A 16,717-nucleotide genomic window follows, 5' to 3' on the forward strand; every position below is an offset into this window, starting at 1 on the left:
GCGGAGGCCGGCAGGATCCGCCGGGCAGGTCCTAGAGGGCGCGGCGGCGCAGGGCGTGGAGGCGGGCGGAGAGGACGGCGGCGGCCAGCCATCCGCCGACGGTCCAGAAGAGGTGGGCGAGGGCGATGGGCGCCCAGGTGTCACCCGTGCCGCGTCCCCGGAGGGACACCGCCAGGGTCCCGCCGATCAGCAGCCCCGTCGCGGTGAGTTGCAGCCGCACCAGCCCGGCGTACCGCAGGATGCGCCGCGCGTACACCTCGCCGTACCACCAGGGGACGCCCAGCAGGACCGCGCAGACCGCGGCGAGCCCGGCCGCGCACAGCAGCGCCACCGCCCACAGCGGCCAGGGCGAGCCCCGCGACGCGCGGTCGGCGGCCAGCCCGCTGGTGAGCAGCGCGGGCAGCGGCAGGATCGTGGCGACGCGCACCGCGGCGATCCGCCACAGCCACGCGTCGCCGACCATCTCGGTGCGCGTGGTGGCGCGCACCCCGCGCAGCCGGGTGCGCGCGCTCACCCCGGAGCGCCGCGCGCCCATCACCGCCAGCACCCCGATCAGCCCGAAGGTGACCCCGAAGACGATGCCGGCCGCGACCAGCTCCCAGCCGCCGCCGGTCTCCACCCGGTAGAGCTGCACCCCGAGGAAGACCGCGAGGCCGGCCCCGCCCAGCACGGCCCCGCCGCGGGGCACCACGAGCTGCCCGGGCGACGCGCCGAGCGCCAGTGCCCGCTCCGCGGCCGCCCGGTGCTCGGCGCGGTTGCGGCGCGGTATCCGCCCGAGCACCCCGCGCCCGGCGGACAGCGAGCGGGCGAGCGCGATCTGCGCCTCGGCCTCGCGCGGGGCCAGCGCGGCCGCGCGGCGGCCGGCGGCGATCGCGTCCGGGACGCGGCCGAGCCGCCGGTAGACGTCGGACAGCAGCACCGCCGGCTCCCAGCCGTCGGGGTCCGCGCCGGTCGCGCGCAGCGCCACCGTGAGCGCGGCGTGCGCCTCGTCCAGGGACAGCAGCACCACGCCGGCGAGCACGAAGACGTCGCCGGCCTCGACCGGCGAGGCGATCGCCAGCGCCCAGTCGACGGCGTCGCGCGCCTCCGCGGGCCGCTGCTCCTGGGCGAGCACCCAGGCGCGCAGCAGGTATCCGGCGCTGCCGTTGCGCTCGACGAAGGCGTCGCTGATCAGCGCGTGCGCCTCGGCGAACCGGCCCTGGCCGACCAGGAAGTGCACGCGCTCACCGCTGTGCGCGTCGTCGTCCGGCGCGTCCGCCGCGCCGAACGCGCCGCTGTCAGTCGTTGCCGCCCCTTCCGGACCTGCCGGAACCGGACTTGTCGTTGCCGCCGCCACCGGCCGGCATGCCCTCGTAGATCTCCTTGCACATCGGACACACCGGGTACTTCTTCGGGTCGCGTCCGGGGACCCAGACCTTGCCGCAGAGCGCGACGACGGGCGTGCCCTCCAGCGCGCTCGCCATGATCTTGTCCTTCTGGACGTAGTGCGCGTAGCGCTCGTGGTCGCCGTCACCGTGGGAGAGCTGCGGAGTCGGCTCGACCAGTGTGCCGGTGCCCGCCCCGCGCTCGGGCTCGAGAGTGCTCATAACCGTCAAGCCTAATTGAGAGAGGGATCGTCGGGATACGTGGCCACCATCGCGAGCCTGCCGCGCTGGCGGCGCAGCACCGCCCGCCACATCTTCTCCGGATCGGGCGCGGACACGTCACCCGGCTCGGACTCCACGACGTACCAGGCGCCGTCGGCGAGCTCCCGCTCGAGCTGGCCGGCCCCCCAGCCGGCGTACCCGGCGAAGATCCGCAGCGAGCCCAGTTCCGCGGCGAGCAGTTCCGGCGGCGCCTCCAGGTCGATCAGGCCGATCGCGCCGTGCACCCGCCGCCAGCCGAGGATCGCCTCGTCGCCCTCCTCCCCGGGCTCTCCCGGCACCACGGCCAGGCCCAGCGCGGAGTCCAGCGAGACCGGCCCGCCCTGGAAGACGACCGGCGGGGCGACCGCGAGCGGCGCCCAGGGCCGGAGCACGTCGCCGACGCCGACGGGTGTCGGCCGGTTCAGGACGACGCCGAGCGACCCCTCCGCGTCGTGGTCGAGGAGGAGCACCACCGCCCGGTCGAAGTTGGGGTCCGCGAGCTTCGGCGTGGCCACCAGGAGTCGTCCGGTGAGCGAGGACACCTCGGTCATGGTCCACATGATCCCCCAACCGCTGCCCGTTGGGAGGGTCAACGGCGGGGTAGGCGGACCCACCGGGCGCATTACCATCTGTTCTTGGTTCCCGCGCGGCGGCGAAAGACCCGCTGCCGCGCTCACCGAAGCCGGGTACGGCTTCTGAAGAAGATCGCGAGATCCATGACCGACATCGCCGATGTGCTGCTTGTCCACGGTGGAACTCCCCTGGAAGGCGAGATCCGGGTCAGAGGTGCGAAGAACCTCGTGCCGAAGGCCATGGTGGCCGCTCTGCTCGGCAGCGAGCCGAGCCGGCTGCTGGGGGTGCCCGAGATCCGGGACGTGCGGGTGGTGCGCGGTCTGCTCCAACTGCACGGCGTGACCGTGGAGAGCGGTGAGGCGCCCGGTGAGCTGGTGATGGACCCGCGCCGGGTGGAGAGCGCCAACGTCGCGGACATCGACGCGCACGCCGGCTCCTCGCGCATCCCGATCCTGTTCTGCGGGCCGCTGCTGCACCGGCTCGGGCACGCGTTCATCCCGGGCCTGGGCGGCTGCGACATCGGCGGCCGGCCGATCGACTTCCACTTCGACGTGCTGCGCAAGTTCGGCGCCACCATCGAGAAGCGGGCGGACGGCCAGTACCTGGAGGCGCCGCAGCGGCTGCGCGGCTGCCGGATCAGGCTGCCCTACCCCTCGGTCGGCTCCACCGAGCAGGTGCTGCTGACCGCGGTGCTCGCCGAGGGCGTGACCGAACTCACCAACGCCGCGGTGGAGCCCGAGATCGAGGACCTGATCTGCGTCCTGCAGAAGATGGGCGCGATCATCTCGCTCGACACCGACCGCACCATCCGGATCACCGGCGTGGACTCGCTCGGCGGCTACGTCCACCGGGCCATCCCGGACCGGCTGGAGGCCGCCTCCTGGGCGAGCGCGGCGCTGGCCACCGAGGGCGACATCTACGTGCGCGGGGCGCAGCAGCGCTCGATGATGACCTTCCTGAACACCTACCGCCGGGTCGGCGGCGCCTTCGAGATCGACGACGAGGGCATCCGCTTCTGGCACCCGGGCGGCCCGCTGAAGGCCATCGCGCTGGAGACCGACGTGCACCCGGGCTTCCAGACCGACTGGCAGCAGCCGCTGGTGGTGGCGCTCACCCAGGCGTCGGGGCTGTCGATCGTGCACGAGACGGTCTACGAGTCCCGGCTCGGCTTCACCGAGGCGCTCAACCAGATGGGCGGCCACATCCAGCTCTACCGCGAGTGCCTGGGCGGCAGCGCCTGCCGGTTCGGGCAGCGCAACTTCCTGCACTCGGCCGTGGTGTCCGGGCCGACCAAGCTGCAGGGCGCCGACCTGGTCATCCCCGACCTGCGCGGCGGCTTCTCGTACCTGATCGCGGCGCTGGCCGCGCAGGGCACCTCGCGGGTGCACGGCATCAGCCTGATCAACCGCGGCTACGAGAACTTCCTGGCGAAGCTCGAAGGGCTGGGCGCCGACATCGAGCTCCCGTCGGGGTCCGACCGCGCCGACGTGGCGGGCTGAGGGCCACCGGGCCCGCCGGGCCGGGTCCCGGCGGGAGACGCCGCGGGCGGCCGCCTCCTCACGGAGGCGGCCGCCCGCGGCGTCTGCGGTGCTACTGCCGCACCACCGGGCTCACTTGCCCTTGGCGGCTTCCTTCAGCTTGGAGCCCGCGGACACCTTCACGCTGTAGCCGGCCGGGATCTCGATCGGCTCACCGGTCTGCGGGTTGCGGGCGGTGCGGGCGCTGCGGTGGGTGCGCTCGAAGGTCAGGAAGCCGGGGATGGTGACCTTCTCGTCACCCTTCGCCACGATCTCACCGACGGTCTCGGCGAACGCGGCCAGCACGGCGTCGGCGTCCTTGCGGGTCACCTCGGCGCGGTCGGCCAGCGCGGCCACCAGCTCACTGCGGTTCATATCTGTACTCCCGTGTTCTTGCTGCCATGGGGGCGCGAGCCGAAGCTGTTGCTGTGTGCCTCACCGCCCAGGTGTGCATCCTGCCCCCATATATGGGGGGAAAGCCAATCGCCTGCCCGCGCGAGTCGCGGAAAAAGCGCTGGAAGAGGCCCACAGGGGGCACCCTGGGGCGGGAGCATCACGCGCTGTCGTCAGACGGTCGACGCTGGGAATCCGTTTCCGCGCTCCGGCGCCGCGGCCCTGGCGGCGTCCCGGACGGCGTCCGCGACCGCGCCGGCCACCTTGTCGTTGAAGACGCTCGGCACGATGTAGTTCGGGTTCAGCTCGTCGTCGCCCACGACCGAGGCCAGCGCGCGGGCGGCGGCCAGCATCATCTCGGTGTTCACGGTGCGTGACTGGGCGTCCAGCAGGCCGCGGAAGACGCCCGGGAAGACGAGCACGTTGTTGATCTGGTTGGGGAAGTCGCTGCGGCCGGTGGCGACCACCGCGGCGGTCTCGCGCGCCTCGGCGGGGTCCACCTCGGGGTCGGGATTGGCCAGCGCGAAGACAATGGCGCCCTCGGCCATCCGGGCGATGTCGGCGCCCTCCAGCACGTTCGGCGCGGAGACGCCGATGAACACGTCGGCGCCCACCACGGCGTCCTTGAGGGTGCCGGTGGCGCCCGCCGGGTTGGTGTTCTCCGCGATCCAGCGCAGCGGGGTCTGCGGCCCGACGTCCTTCAGGTCGTCGCGCTGGGCGTGCACCACGCCGTGGATGTCGGCGACCACCGCGTGCTTGACCCCGGCGGCCAGCAACAGCTTCAGGATCGCGGTGCCGGCCGCGCCCGCGCCCGACATGACCACCCGCAGGTCGCCGATCTCCTTGCCGACACAGCGCAGCGCGTTGGTCAGCGCGGCCAGCACCACGATCGCGGTGCCGTGCTGGTCGTCGTGGAAGACCGGGATGTCCAGCGCCTCGCGCAGCCGCGCCTCGATCTCGAAGCAGCGCGGCGCCGAGATGTCCTCCAGGTTGATGCCGGCGAAGCCCGGCGCGATGGCCTTGACGATCGCCACGATCTCGTCGGTGTCCTGGGTGTCCAGGCACAGCGGCCACGCGTCGATCCCGGCGAACCGCTTGAACAGCGCCGCCTTGCCCTCCATCACCGGCAACGCGGCCTTCGGCCCGATGTTGCCCAGCCCCAGCACCGCCGAGCCGTCGGTGACCACCGCGACGGAGTTGCGCTTGATGGTCAGCCGGCGCGCGTCCTCGGGGTTCTCCGCGATCGCCAGGCACACCCGCGCCACACCGGGCGTGTAGACCATCGACAGGTCGTCGCGGTTGCGGATCGGGTGCTTGGACTGCATCTCGATCTTGCCGCCGAGGTGCATCAGGAACGTACGGTCGGAGACCTTGCCGATCGTCACGCCGTCGATCGAGCGCAGCTTGCTGACGATGTCGGCGGCGTGGTCGGTGGAGCTGGCGGCGATGGTGACGTCGATCCGCAGCTTCTCGTGGCCCGAGGCGGTCACGTCCAGGCCGGTGACCGACCCGCCGGACGACTCGACCGCGGTGGTGAGCCGGCCGACCGCGCCCCCGCTGGCGGGGACCTCCAGCCGCACCGTGATCGAGTACGAGACGCTCGGCGCCGTTGCCATGACGACCTTCTTCCGGTTCCTGCCTGAGGGTATGCTCGTGATCGTTGCACCTACCGGCGGGTATCCGTGAACCCGCCGCCAGCAGTGGAATCGTACTTCCGGCATGCGGGAGCACTGCGGGCGCGGGGTGCACAGCGGCGGAAGAACGCGTGGCAGGCGGGTGACGGACCACCAATTCCGGCCTGCGGGAAGAGGTTCGCCGCAGGGTTTGTTAGCCTGGATACGGCACCGGCTCGATCCAAGCCCCCGGGCCCAACCTTAGGCGCTTCGAGCGCCCACTTGCCGCGAGGCGAGCATGGCGGGCCGGTGTCGCAGACGTCACTCGGGCGCCCCCTTCGTCGAAGGGGGCGCCCGAGCCGTGTCCGGGCCCAGGCCGTGTCCGGGTCCGGGCGGCCGCGCCGACCCGGCCAGGTCCTAGTCCGCCCGCAGCAGGTCCGGCACGCCCGCGGCGTCCGGCAGGTCCGCCGGCACCGCGAGCACCGTCAGCCGCTGCGTCGCCCGGGTCAGGGCCACGTACAGGGTGCGCAGCCCCGCGGGCGACTCCTCGGCGATCTCCGCCGGCGCGACCACGAGCGTCGCGTCGTACTCCAGCCCCTTGGCCTCCAGGCTGCCCAGCGCCACCACGCGGTCGCCCAGGCCCGCCAGCCAGCCGCGGGCCTGCGCGCGCCGGTCCATCGCCACCACGACGCCGACGGTGCCGTCCACCTCCTCCAGCAGCCGCCGCGCGGCGGACCGCACGTCGGCGCCCAGGTCGTCGCCGGCCACCTCGTAGCGCGGCGCGATCCCGGTGGAGCGGACCGCGCGCGGCGACGGGCTGCCCGGCATCGCCAGCGCCAGCACGGTGGCGGCGACCTCGGCGATCTCCGCGGGGTTGCGGTAGTTGACGGTCAGGGTGAAGCGGCGGCGCGGGCGGCTGCCGAGCGCCTCGTCGCGGGCCCGGGCCGCCTCGTCGACGTCCGTCCACGAACTCTGCGCCGGGTCGCCGACGATCGTCCAGGTCGCGGTGCGGCCGCGCCGCCCGACCATCCGCCACTGCATCGGCGTCAGGTCCTGCGCCTCGTCCACGATCACGTGCGCGTACTCGGTGCGCTCCCGCGCCAGCCGCTCCGCGCGCTCCCGGCGGGTCTCGGCGGCCGCCTGCGGCATCAGCTCCTCCAGCCCGGTGAGCTGGTCCAGCGGATCGACCTCGCGGCGCCGGTCCCGGGGCGGCGCGCCCAGCAGCGTGTCCAGCTCGTCCAGCAGCGCCACGTCGTGCACGGAGGTGCCGGACCGCCGCAGCGACCGGGCCACCCGGCGCACCTCCGGCGGGCTGAGCACCCGGCGGGCCCAGCGCGACAGCCGCTTGTCGTCGGCGAGCGCGGCCAGCACCCGGGCCGGCTCCAGCACCGGCCACCAGGCGTCCAGGAAGTCGGTGAAGTCCGGCTCGGTGCTGATGTCCTCGTCGAAGCCCGCGCGTTCCTGCGCGGCCAGGTCCGGGTCGTCGAAACTGCGGCCGGCCCTGCGCCACAGCGCGTCCAGCAGCAGCCGCCTGGCACGCGGGCGCAGCAGGTTGACCGGGGTGGTCCCGCTCAGCGCCTGCTGGCGCACCGCCGCCAGCTCGTCGGCCTCCAGCTCCACCCGGCGGCCGAAGGCGACCACCCGCAGCCGAGTGGGCCGCGCGTCCGCGCCACCGCCCGCTCCCCTGCCGCCGCCCGCTCCCGCGCCGGGGGCCGACGGCAGCTCCAGGCAGCCGCGCGCGGCGTTGCGCAGCACCTTCAGCATCCGCAGCGAGCCCTTGATCCGGGCCACCGCGGGGTCGTCGTACAGGTCGGCCGTGACCCCGTCGACCAGCGAGCCGACCGCGCGGATCGCGACCTGGCCCTCCTCGCCGAGCGACGGCAGGACGCCCTCGGTGTACGCGACCAGCAGCGGGGTGGGGCTCACGCACAGGATGCCGCCGGAGTAGCGGCGCCGGTCCTGGTAGAGCAGGTAGGCCGCCCGGTGCAGGGCCACCGCGGTCTTGCCGGTGCCCGGGCCGCCGGACACCTCGGTCACCGACGCCGCGGGGGCGCGGATGACCACGTCCTGCTCGGCCTGGATGCTGGAGACGATGTCCCGCATGGTGTGCGTGCGCGCCTGGCCGAGCGCGGCCATCAGGGCGCCGTCGCCGACCACCGGCAGCCCGGTGGTCAGCTCCGGGCGCAGCAGGTCGTCCTCGACGCCGAGCACCCGGCGGCCCTTGGAGCGGATCACCCGGCGGCGCACCACCCGGCCGGGCGCGACCGGCGTGGAGCGGTAGAAGGGCGCGGCGGCCGGCGCGCGCCAGTCGATCACCAGCGGCGCGTACTCCGCGTCGAGCACGCCGATCCGGCCGATGTGCAGGGTCTCGGCGACCTCGGCGGTGCCGTCGCCGCGGACCGCGTCGTCGGCGGGCTCGATCGAGGTGTAGGCGCCGTCGGCGCCCTTCCTGCCGTCCTTGCCGCGCAGCAGGTCGATCCGGCCGAAGAGGAAGTCCTCGAACTCGTTGTTCAGGCGGTTGAGGTGGACGCCGGCCCGGAAGACCTGCGCGTCGCGTTCGGCCAGCGCCCCGGGCGTGCCGACCTGGCCGCGCTGCGCGGCGTCGTTCATCAGGAACTCCGCCTCGTGGATCTTCTCCTCAAGACGGCTGTACACCCGGTCCAGGTGCGCCTGCTCGGCGGCGATCTCCCGGTCCCGGACCCCCGGTGCTGTGGTCTGCGCTGCCACGCAGGACCCCCTTCTGCTGTGCGGCTGCCCCGCGCGAGTCCGTGCGAGGGGCAGCCTGCAACCGTACGCGACCGGCGCCCGGCTGCCCACCCGGCCACGCAGGGGGGAGGGCGGCGGCGCGCACCTCGTCGCGCACCGGTGCCGTCGCGCGGAGGAGTCCCGCTATCCGCAGGTGGTGCCGGAGCCGTCCGCGGGGTCCGGTTCGCGGGGGTCGAGCGCCAGCCGGTACCCGCGCTTCACGACCGTCTGCACCAGCCGGGGCTCCCCCAGCGCCGTCCGCAGCCGCGCCATCGCCGTCTCGACGGCGTGCTCGTCGCGGCCGGAGCCGGGCAGCACCCGCAGCAGGTCACCGCGGCCGACCACCCAGCCGGGCCGGCGCGCCAGCGCCCGAAGCAGCGCCATGCCCGCCGGCGGCACCGGCCGCAGCCGGCCGTCGACGACGGCCGCGTGCCCGCGTACCTCGACGCGGTGCCCCGCCACCGGCAGCGGGTGGACCCGGGCCGGCAGCTCGCGCGCGACGAGCTGCACCAGCGGCCCGAGCCGGAACCGCTCCGGCTGCCGGGTCGGCACGTCGTGCTCCTGGAGCTGGAGGGCGGTCACCGGCCCCACGCACGCGGCCAGCACGTCGCCGCGCAGCGCCTGGAGCAGGCCGTCCAGCCGGCCCCGCTGCTCCGCCCGGTCCAGCAGCGACGCGACGGCCGGCGCGGAGGTGAAGGTCACCGCGTCGAGCCCGCCCGCGCACACCGCGTCCAGCAGCCGGTCCACCGGTCCGAGGTCCTCCGGCGGCATCCACCGGTAGACCGGCACCGCCACCACCCGCGCCCCGGCCAGCCGCAGCGCCTCGCCGAACCCAGCGGCCGGCTCGCCGTGCAACTGGACGGCCACGCACCGCCCTTCGACCCCGTCGGCGAGCAGCCGCTCCAGCACCTCGGCCATCGACTCGGACGCCGGCGACCACGCCTCGGTGAGCCCGGCCGCGCGGACCGCGCCGCGCACCTTCGGGCCGCGGGCCAGCAGGCGCGTCTCGCCGAGCCGCCGCAGCAGCGCCTCCCCCAGCCCCCACCCGTCGGCCGCCTCGATCCAGCCGCGGAAGCCGATCGCGGTGGTGGCGACGACGATGTCCGGCGCGTCGTCCAGCAGCCGCTTGGTGGTCGCCAGCAGCTCGGCGTCGTCGGACAGCGGCATGATCCGCAGGCTGGGCGCCCGCAGCACCGCCGCCCCGCGCCGCTCCAGCAGGGCGGCCAGTTCGTCGGCCCGGCGGGCGGCGGTCACCCCGACGGTGAACCCGGCGAGCGGCGGCAACCCGTCGGCCGCTCCGGGGGGTTCGACGTGCGCTTCCATGGGTGCTCCACCTCGCTGACCTGACGTACCCGCGCGCCGCGGCCCGCTGCCCCGGCGCCACGCCCGGGAGGGTCATCCTCCCAACCCGGGGTGACGGGTTCGGTTCACCGGGATTTCCCGGGTGTTACGTGCGGTGTCCTCCTGCGACACCGTTCAGACCTCGGCGTACGCCTCCGCGCCCGCCGGGGCCGCCTGCTGCTCCCCCTTCCGGCTGCCGCCGCGCGCGCCGCCCGCCGGCCGCAGGTATACGACCCAGGTGAGCGCGAAGCACACTGCGTAATATCCGAGGAACGCCACGAAGGCGGGGGTGCCGCTGCCGGCGTCCAGGAACGACTCGCGGAAGGCGAGGTTGATGCCGACCCCGCCGAGGGCGCCGACCGCGCCGATCAGCCCCATCGACGCGCCGGACAACCGCCGCCCGTACGCCGCGGCCGCCTCCCCGGTGAGCCCGCGGGCCTCGGCCTTCTTCTGGAAGATACCCGGGATCATCTTGTACGACGACCCGTTGCCGAGCCCGCTCAGCGCGAACAGCACGATGAAGCCGACCAGGAACGCCGCCAGCGACCTCGCCTGCGACGCCGCGACGACCACGCCGGCGGCCGCCGCCATCGCCAGGAAGTTCCACCAGGTGATCTGGCCGCCCCCGAACCGGTCCGCCAGCCGCCCGCCGACCGGGCGGACCAGCGAGCCGAGCAGCGGCCCGATGAAGGTCAGGTCCGCGGCCTGGAGCGGGGTGCGTCCGAACTGGTTCTGCAACACCAGGCCGAAGGCGAAGCTGAAGCCGATGAACGAGCCGAACGTGCCCACGTACAGCAGCGCCATGATCCAGGTGTGCGGGTCGCGGGCGGCGTCCACCGCGGCGCCGGTGTCGTTGCGCACCGGCGCGAGGTTGTCCATGAAGAGCGCGGCGAGCACCGCCGCGACCACGATCAGCGGGATGTAGACCGCCAGCACCACCCGCGGGTGGGCGGCCCCGGCGGTACCGATCACGAGCAGCCCGACGAGCTGGATCGCGGCCACGCCCACGTTCCCGCCGCCCGCGTTCAGGCCGAGCGCGAAGCCCTTCTCGCGCAACGGGTAGAAGGAGTTGATGTTCGTCATGGAGGAGGCGAAGTTCCCGCCGCCGACCCCGGTCAGCGCGGCCACGACCATCAGCGTCGCGTACGACACCCCCGGCCTGACCACGAACGCGGCGGCGATCGTCGGCACCAGCAGCAGCGTCGCGCTCACCACCGTCCAGTTGCGGCCGCCGAAGACGGCCACGGCGAAGGTGTACGGCACCCGCAGCACGCCGCCGACCAGGGTCGGCATCGCCACCAGGAAGAACTTGCCGGCCGGGTCAACGCCGTAGGCCGGGCCCATGAACAGCACCATCACCGACCACAGGCTCCACACCGAGAAGCCGATGTGCTCCGACAGCACGGAGAACGCCAGGTTGCGCCGGGCCACCTGCCGCCCGCCGCCCTCGTGCCAGAACCTCTCGTCCTCGGGGTCCCACTGCTCGATCCACCGGCCCATCACGCCGCCTCCCGCCGTCGCCGCCTGCCGCACTGACGGACCTGACGGTAGGAACGCCGGGTTTCCGGCTCCCCGACGCGGCGTGACACCCGCGCAACCAGGCACTCACCCGGCCCCTCGCCCCCCTGTGAGCCCCCGCCGCGACGCGCGGCGCAGCCGCGCAGGAGCAGAAACGACGAAGGGCGAGGCAGCCCGCGCATTCCGCGGGCACACCTCGCCTGTCCCGCCCAAGGGGGTGCGGGTGGCGGAGCCCCCGCCGCGACGCGCGGCGCGGGCGGAGCCCCCGCCGCGACGCGCGGCGCAGCCGCGCAGGAGCAGAAACGACGAAGGCGAGGCGGCCCGCGCATTCCGCGGGCACACCTCGCCTGTCGCGCACAAGGGGGTGCGGGTGGCGGAGCCCCCGCCGCGACGCGCGGCGCAGCCGCGCAGGAGCAGAAACGACGAAGGCGAGGCGGCCCGCGCATTTCGCGGGCACACCTCGCCTGTCGTCTTCGTGGAGATGGCGGGAATCGAACCCGCGTCCTGTGGTGCGGAACCAGGGCTTCTCCGAGCGCAGTCCGCTGTGCTTTTCTCGGCCCCGGCAGTCACGCGGACAAGCCGCCGACGGGCCCAGCCACTGTGAGTTTTCCCGCCGCGCCCCGTGGCCGGGCCCGGCGGTTGAGTCCCCTTGATGATGCCAGGATCCGGGTCGGGAACACCCCCGGGCTGACACTCCGCGGAGTCTTCGCTAGCTGCTAATTAGGCAGCGAGAGCGAAGGCGGAGGAATCGCGCTTGGAATTGGCGATTATTGGTTTCGGCATATGGTTAACGAGATCATTGCCGCTTCCTCGGCTCGCTTCCCCTGCTTCGACATCCCCAGTCGAAACCGATCATCCCCATGTGGTGTTTTCAAGGTGCGCCACCGGTCGCCCGGTGGTCGGTGCTGCTGGTCCTGCGTGGCCTAGTGTAGTGGCACAACACGCACCGGGGCCACCGCATTCCCTCGTGCCCGCGGCGCGCCGAGGCCACGGGCAGGGCGGGCCAGGCCGGGGCCGGGCGGGCCGGTGCCGGCCCGGTCGCCCCGGTCCGTCGGCCGGCACCGGTCAGGCGCGCTGCCGGCGCCGCGCCGCGGACACCGCGCGGTCGGTCTCGCGCCGGTCCTGCTTCTCCCGCAGCGTCTGCCGCTTGTCGTACTCCTTCTTGCCCTTGGCGAGGGCGATCTCCACCTTCACCCGGCCGTCCTTGAAGTACAGCGCCAACGGCACGATGGTGTGCCCGGTCTCCTGGGACTTCTGGTCGAGCTTGTCGATCTCCGCGCGGTGCAGCAGCATCTTTCGCTTGCGGCGCGCCGCGTGGTTCGTCCACGTCCCCTGCGTGTACTCGGGGATGTGCACGTTGTAGAGGTACGCCTCACCGCCCTCGAGCTGGCCGAAGCCGTCCACCAGCGACGCGCGGCCCAGCCGCAGCGACTTCACCTCGGTGCCGGTGAGGACCAGCCCCGCCTCGTACGTGTCGAGGATGAGGTAGTCGTGCCGCGCCTTCTTGTTCTGCGCGATGATCTTGCGACCCGTCTCTTTAGCCATAGCCGGGCCATTGTCCCACTACCCGGGGGCACCGAGGCCAGCGAATACCTCGCGGCTGGCGGCCACCGGGTCCTGCCCGCCGGAGACCACGACGTCGGGGGCGATGCCGGTGCCGTCGACGGTCCGGCCGTCCGGCAGCCGGTAGTGCCCGACGGTCAGCTCGGCCACCGAGCCGTCCGGCAGGGTGGTGGGCATCTGGACCGAGCCCTTGCCGAAGGTCCGCGAGCCGATCACCACCGCGCGGCCCCGGTCCTGGAGCGCCCCGGAGAGCATCTCGGCCGCGCTCATCGTGCCGCCGTCGACCAGCACCACCAGCGGCACCGAGGTGTCGCCGCCGTCGGCCGCGTAGAGCGCCTGCTGCCGCCCGTGCACGTCGTAGGTGGCGACCAGGCCGCCGTCGAGGAACGCCGACGCGGTGGCGACCGCCTCGCTGACCAGGCCGCCGGAGTTGCCGCGCAGGTCGAGCAGGACGCCGTGGTCGGAGTCCCGGACCGCGGCCGCGACCTGCGCGCCGACCCCCTTGGTGAAGGCGTCCACCTTCACCACGGTCGGGCCGTCCGGCTGCCGCGTGACGGTGACCGCCTCGGTGGCGAGGGTGGCGCGGTGCACCGCCACCGTCCAGTCGCGCGCGCCGCGCTCCACGTCGAGCGTGACCGGGCTGCCGGGGACGTTGTCGCCGCGCAGGGCCGCGACGACCTCGGTGACGGGCATGCCGGTGCACCGGGTGTCGCCGATCGCGGCCAGCACGTCGCCGCTGCGCAGCCCGGCCCGGTCGGCGGGGCTGCCGGCCTGCACCTCGGCGATCTGGATGCGGCCCCCGTCGACGCGGCGCACCGAGACACCGGTGCCGACGTACCTGCCGGCGAGCGCCTGCTGGAACCCGGCGTACTCCTGGGCGGTGTAGGACGACGACCAGCGGTCGCCACTGCGGCTGACGAGCTGCTGCGCGGCGTCCGGGCCGGGGGCGTCGGGAGCGGCCGTCCGGCCGGTGCGGCCGGTGTCGGCCGGGCCGTCCCCGCCGGGGCCGGGCGGGGGGCCGTCGCCGTCGCGGCCGTCGGCGGTGGCGTCGCCCGGGGCCGAGGTGCCGGTCCCGGTGCCGTCGCCCGCGGCCGGGTCCGGGGACGGCGCGCCGGCGGTCCGCACGGCGCCGACCTGGCCGGTGGCGACCGTCTGGCCGCTCCTGCGGGCCGCCGTGTCCACCCCGGTGAGGCTGCTCGCCGCCGCGCCGGTGGCGAGCATCGCACCGCACACCAATGTCAAGGTGGCCCCGCGGCGCCAGCGGCGGGGCGTCCCGAACAGCGACGGGCCGGACATGGCGGGAAGTCTAGGGCAGAACCCTGTCCGGCACGGGGAGTTGCGGCTGCGCCCGCCCGCGGCGCATCGCGACCGCCGGGCGTCCCCCGGCGGCGTACGGCGACCCGCACGGCGTACCCCAGCCGCGTATGCGCGGACGTCGCACGACGGCGCCCCGGGGATCGCGGACCCGCGTGCGGGCCCGGCCCCGGGGCGCCGCCCCGCGTGAGACCGTCGGGCGGTCAGACCCGCAGGTAGCGGCGCAGCGCGATGAACGCCGCGAGCGCCGGCATCGCCACACCGATGACCAGCACCAGCGGGAGCACCTGGACCACCGGGCCCCAGCCGATGAAGGACACCAGGGGGATCTTGTCCTGGAGTCTGAGGCCCGCGTCGATCAGGAAGTACCGCCCGCCGAGCAGCATCACGCACGCCAGTCCCGCGCCGACCAGTCCCGCGAAGGCGGCCTCCATGATGAACGGCATCTGGATGTAGAAGCTCGACGCGCCCACCAGCCGCATGATGCCCGTCTCCCGGCGCCGGGAGAAGGCGGACACCCGCACGGTGTTGATGATCAGCAGCATGGCCACGGTGAGCATGAACGCCAGCACCACGTACGCGACCCGGGTCATGCCGTTGAGCAGGTCGAAGAGGTTCTGGAGCACCTTGCGCTGGTCCTCCACCGACTGCACGCCCTTGCGCCCGTTGAAGGCGCTCGCCACCACCTCGAACTTCGTCGGGTCCTTCAGCTTGACCTGGTAGCTCTGCTCCATCTGGTCCGGTGTGATGGAGTCGGCGAGCTGCTTGTTGGACTTGAACTGCTCCTTGTAGTGCTTGTACGCGCCCTCGGCCGACTCGTAGTAGATCTTCTTGACGACCGGCAGCTTCTTCAGGTCGGCGAGGATCTGGGCCTTCTGGTCCTCGGTCACCGGGCCCGCGGCGCAGTTGGGCGTGGTGGCCGCGTCGTTCTTGTTGCAGAGGTAGACGCTCACCTCGACCTTGTCGTACCAGTAGCCCTTCATCGCGTCGACCTGCTTGTTCACCAGCAGGGCACCGCCGGTGAGGGCGAGCGAGAGGGCCACGGAGATGACGACGGCAAGAGTCATCGTGAGGTTCCGGCGGAGACCGACGCCGATCTCCGACAGAACGAACTGGACACGCATGGGGGTCGGGGTTCCTTCCGGAGGGTTGGTGCGAGCGGGCGGCAGCAGTCAGTGCTGGTAGCCGTACACACCGCGCGACTGGTCGCGGACCAGTCGCCCCTTCTCGAGTTCGATGACGCGCTTGCGCATCTGGTCGACGATGTTCTGGTCGTGGGTGGCCATCACCACGGTGGTGCCGGTCCGGTTGATCCGGTCCAGCAGCCGCATGATGCCCACCGACGTCTGCGGGTCGAGGTTTCCGGTCGGCTCGTCCGCGATCAGGAGCATCGGACGGTTGACGAAGGCGCGGGCGATCGCCACCCGCTGCTGCTCACCACCGGACAGCTCGCCGGGCATCCGGTCGTCCTTGCCGGCCAGGCCGACCAGGTCGAGCACCTCGGGCACGGTCTTGCGGATGGTGCCGCGCGGCTTCCCGATGACCTCCAGCGCGAACGCCACGTTCTCCGCCACGGTCTTGTTCGGCAGCAGCCGGAAGTCCTGGAACACGGTGCCGAGTTGGCGCCGCATCTGCGGAACCTTCCAGTTCGAGAGCCGGTTGAGGTCCTTGCCCAGGACGTGCACCATGCCGGTGTCGGTGCGCTCCTCGCGGAGGATGAGCCGCAGGAAGGTCGATTTCCCGGAGCCGGACGAGCCCACCAGGAAGACGAACTCCCCCTTCTCGATCTCCAGCGAGACATCCCGCAGCGCGGGGCGGTTCTGCTTGGGGTAGGTCTTGGTGACACTGTCGAAACGGATCACGTTGGCACCAGTGGGTTGCGGGATCGGGGTTTGGGGTAGGGCCGGATAGGGGATGTGGGGGCGACACTACGCGACCTGGCGACGCCCGCGCAGTCGCGGTCGGCGGTTGGTGGCCCGGGCCACAGGGCACACTCGGACAAAGCCGTCATCCGCCCCCTCCGCCGCGCCCTGCGGGCGTCGTACGCCGCCGCCGCGGCCGCCCGCCCGGGCCTCGGGGCGCCCTTCCGGGCGGAACCTGGCACAGTGGGAAGTGTGCAGCCGCGGGAACACCGCGCGGCACCGGCCGCCGAAGCGGCGGCGCGGGCACGGAGTAGACGCGTCGAGCCCAGGGAACGATTTCACCACCGGGGGCGTTCACCGGACGGAAAAGGAGAGCGCGATGACGTTCGACCGACTGGTGTGTGCCAACTGCGCCGGCCCCGTGAGCGAGGGCCGCTGCCCGGTCTGCCGCGCGAACCGCGCGCGCATGGAGCAGGAGGGCGGCTGGTCGACGATATCCCCCGCCACGCTGATAGCGCTCCTGGTGGCGCTGCTGGCGGTGGTCCTCGTCGTGGAGCACGCCACCGCGTGACGCCCGCCCGCCCGGCGGGGGCGGAGACCAAATGACACGGACGACAAGGCAGGCCCGGAGCGCTTCGGCGCTCCGGGCCTGC

The 16,717-nt window shown here is 73.5% G+C and carries 14 protein-coding genes and 1 other RNA gene; 2 read left to right on the forward strand and 13 right to left on the reverse strand.

Translation table 11 applies throughout. From position 1 onward, the window contains the following. Window positions 1-31: 31 nt before the first annotated feature. From RVR_RS12430 to RVR_RS12440, 3 genes are read right to left on the reverse strand one after another with little or no spacing between them, the layout of a single operon-like run. A complete protein-coding gene (locus tag RVR_RS12430; RefSeq protein WP_202233911.1) occupies window positions 32-1,219 on the reverse strand; it encodes a tetratricopeptide repeat protein in 1,188 nt (395 codons plus the stop codon). A 58-nt stretch (window positions 1,220-1,277) separates the two neighbouring features. Further along, on the reverse strand, window positions 1,278-1,586 hold the full coding sequence (locus RVR_RS12435) for a DUF3039 domain-containing protein (RefSeq protein ID WP_202233912.1): 309 nt from the start codon (window positions 1,584-1,586) through the stop codon (window positions 1,278-1,280). 11 nt (window positions 1,587-1,597) lie between these two features. Beyond that, window positions 1,598-2,176 carry a YqgE/AlgH family protein gene (locus tag RVR_RS12440; protein WP_202233913.1) on the reverse strand — a complete coding sequence of 193 codons (579 nt, stop codon included), beginning with the start codon at window positions 2,174-2,176 and terminating at the stop codon, window positions 1,598-1,600. A 165-nt stretch (window positions 2,177-2,341) separates the two neighbouring features. Here RVR_RS12440 and murA point away from each other — a divergent pair, with 165 nt between their 5' ends. Continuing rightward, window positions 2,342-3,697, forward strand: a complete 1,356-nt coding sequence (gene murA, locus RVR_RS12445) for a UDP-N-acetylglucosamine 1-carboxyvinyltransferase (protein WP_202233914.1) — start codon at window positions 2,342-2,344, stop codon at window positions 3,695-3,697. A 111-nt stretch (window positions 3,698-3,808) separates the two neighbouring features. Here the strand turns inward: murA and RVR_RS12450 are convergent, their stop codons facing one another. The 10 genes from RVR_RS12450 to ftsE all read right to left on the reverse strand — a co-directional run bounded on the left by RVR_RS12450 (window position 3,809) and on the right by ftsE (window position 16,064). After that, window positions 3,809-4,090, reverse strand: a complete 282-nt coding sequence (locus tag RVR_RS12450; RefSeq protein WP_103888102.1) for an HU family DNA-binding protein — start codon at window positions 4,088-4,090, stop codon at window positions 3,809-3,811. A gap of 191 nt (window positions 4,091-4,281) precedes the next feature. After that, window positions 4,282-5,724 carry an NAD-dependent malic enzyme gene (locus RVR_RS12455; RefSeq protein WP_202233915.1) on the reverse strand — a complete coding sequence of 481 codons (1,443 nt, stop codon included), beginning with the start codon at window positions 5,722-5,724 and terminating at the stop codon, window positions 4,282-4,284. A 414-nt stretch (window positions 5,725-6,138) separates the two neighbouring features. Further along, a complete protein-coding gene (locus RVR_RS12460; RefSeq protein WP_202233916.1) occupies window positions 6,139-8,448 on the reverse strand; it encodes a HelD family protein in 2,310 nt (769 codons plus the stop codon). A 162-nt stretch (window positions 8,449-8,610) separates the two neighbouring features. Then, window positions 8,611-9,789, reverse strand: coding sequence for a uroporphyrinogen-III synthase (locus RVR_RS12465; protein WP_202233917.1), 1,179 nt, complete (start codon window positions 9,787-9,789; stop codon window positions 8,611-8,613). 153 nt (window positions 9,790-9,942) lie between these two features. After that, complete coding sequence (locus RVR_RS12470) at window positions 9,943-11,307, reverse strand: nitrate/nitrite transporter (RefSeq protein WP_202233918.1); 1,365 nt, start codon at window positions 11,305-11,307, stop codon at window positions 9,943-9,945. 491 nt (window positions 11,308-11,798) lie between these two features. Next, window positions 11,799-12,185: a transfer-messenger RNA gene (gene ssrA, locus RVR_RS12475) on the reverse strand. A gap of 205 nt (window positions 12,186-12,390) precedes the next feature. Next, the gene (gene smpB, locus RVR_RS12480) at window positions 12,391-12,870 is read right to left on the reverse strand and encodes an SsrA-binding protein SmpB (protein WP_202233919.1); all 480 of its coding nucleotides are present in this window, start codon (window positions 12,868-12,870) and stop codon (window positions 12,391-12,393) included. An 18-nt stretch (window positions 12,871-12,888) separates the two neighbouring features. Continuing rightward, window positions 12,889-14,184: a S41 family peptidase gene (locus tag RVR_RS12485; protein ID WP_202233920.1), complete on the reverse strand. Its 1,296-nt coding sequence runs from the start codon at window positions 14,182-14,184 to the stop codon at window positions 12,889-12,891. A gap of 221 nt (window positions 14,185-14,405) precedes the next feature. Then, window positions 14,406-15,326 (reverse strand): permease-like cell division protein FtsX, encoded by a 921-nt coding sequence (gene ftsX, locus RVR_RS12490; protein WP_202233921.1) that lies wholly within the window; start codon window positions 15,324-15,326, stop codon window positions 14,406-14,408. A gap of 48 nt (window positions 15,327-15,374) precedes the next feature. After that, on the reverse strand, window positions 15,375-16,064 hold the full coding sequence (ftsE, locus tag RVR_RS12495; protein WP_037907191.1) for a cell division ATP-binding protein FtsE: 690 nt from the start codon (window positions 16,062-16,064) through the stop codon (window positions 15,375-15,377). A gap of 379 nt (window positions 16,065-16,443) precedes the next feature. Here ftsE and RVR_RS12500 point away from each other — a divergent pair, with 379 nt between their 5' ends. After that, window positions 16,444-16,635, forward strand: coding sequence for a hypothetical protein (locus RVR_RS12500; protein ID WP_202233922.1), 192 nt, complete (start codon window positions 16,444-16,446; stop codon window positions 16,633-16,635). Window positions 16,636-16,717 lie beyond the last annotated feature (82 nt).

Source organism: Streptomyces sp. SN-593 (assembly GCF_016756395.1).
In the GTDB taxonomy this organism is placed as follows: domain Bacteria; phylum Actinomycetota; class Actinomycetes; order Streptomycetales; family Streptomycetaceae; genus Actinacidiphila; species Actinacidiphila reveromycinica.

Bases quoted from the DNA above. Each gene is read 5' to 3' on its own strand.
- RVR_RS12450 (WP_103888102.1), bottom strand. From the start codon at position 4,090: ATGAACCGCAGTGAGCTGGTGGCCGCGCTGGCCGACCGCGCCGAGGTG.
- murA (WP_202233914.1), top strand. From the start codon at position 2,342: ATGACCGACATCGCCGATGTGCTGCTTGTCCACGGTGGAACTCCCCTG.
- RVR_RS12435 (WP_202233912.1), bottom strand. From the start codon at position 1,586: ATGAGCACTCTCGAGCCCGAGCGCGGGGCGGGCACCGGCACACTGGTC.
- RVR_RS12440 (WP_202233913.1), bottom strand. From the start codon at position 2,176: ATGACCGAGGTGTCCTCGCTCACCGGACGACTCCTGGTGGCCACGCCG.
- ftsX (WP_202233921.1), bottom strand. From the start codon at position 15,326: ATGCGTGTCCAGTTCGTTCTGTCGGAGATCGGCGTCGGTCTCCGCCGG.
- RVR_RS12465 (WP_202233917.1), bottom strand. From the start codon at position 9,789: ATGGAAGCGCACGTCGAACCCCCCGGAGCGGCCGACGGGTTGCCGCCG.
- RVR_RS12485 (WP_202233920.1), bottom strand. From the start codon at position 14,184: ATGTCCGGCCCGTCGCTGTTCGGGACGCCCCGCCGCTGGCGCCGCGGG.
- RVR_RS12500 (WP_202233922.1), top strand. From the start codon at position 16,444: ATGACGTTCGACCGACTGGTGTGTGCCAACTGCGCCGGCCCCGTGAGC.
- smpB (WP_202233919.1), bottom strand. From the start codon at position 12,870: ATGGCTAAAGAGACGGGTCGCAAGATCATCGCGCAGAACAAGAAGGCG.
- RVR_RS12455 (WP_202233915.1), bottom strand. From the start codon at position 5,724: ATGGCAACGGCGCCGAGCGTCTCGTACTCGATCACGGTGCGGCTGGAG.
- RVR_RS12470 (WP_202233918.1), bottom strand. From the start codon at position 11,307: ATGGGCCGGTGGATCGAGCAGTGGGACCCCGAGGACGAGAGGTTCTGG.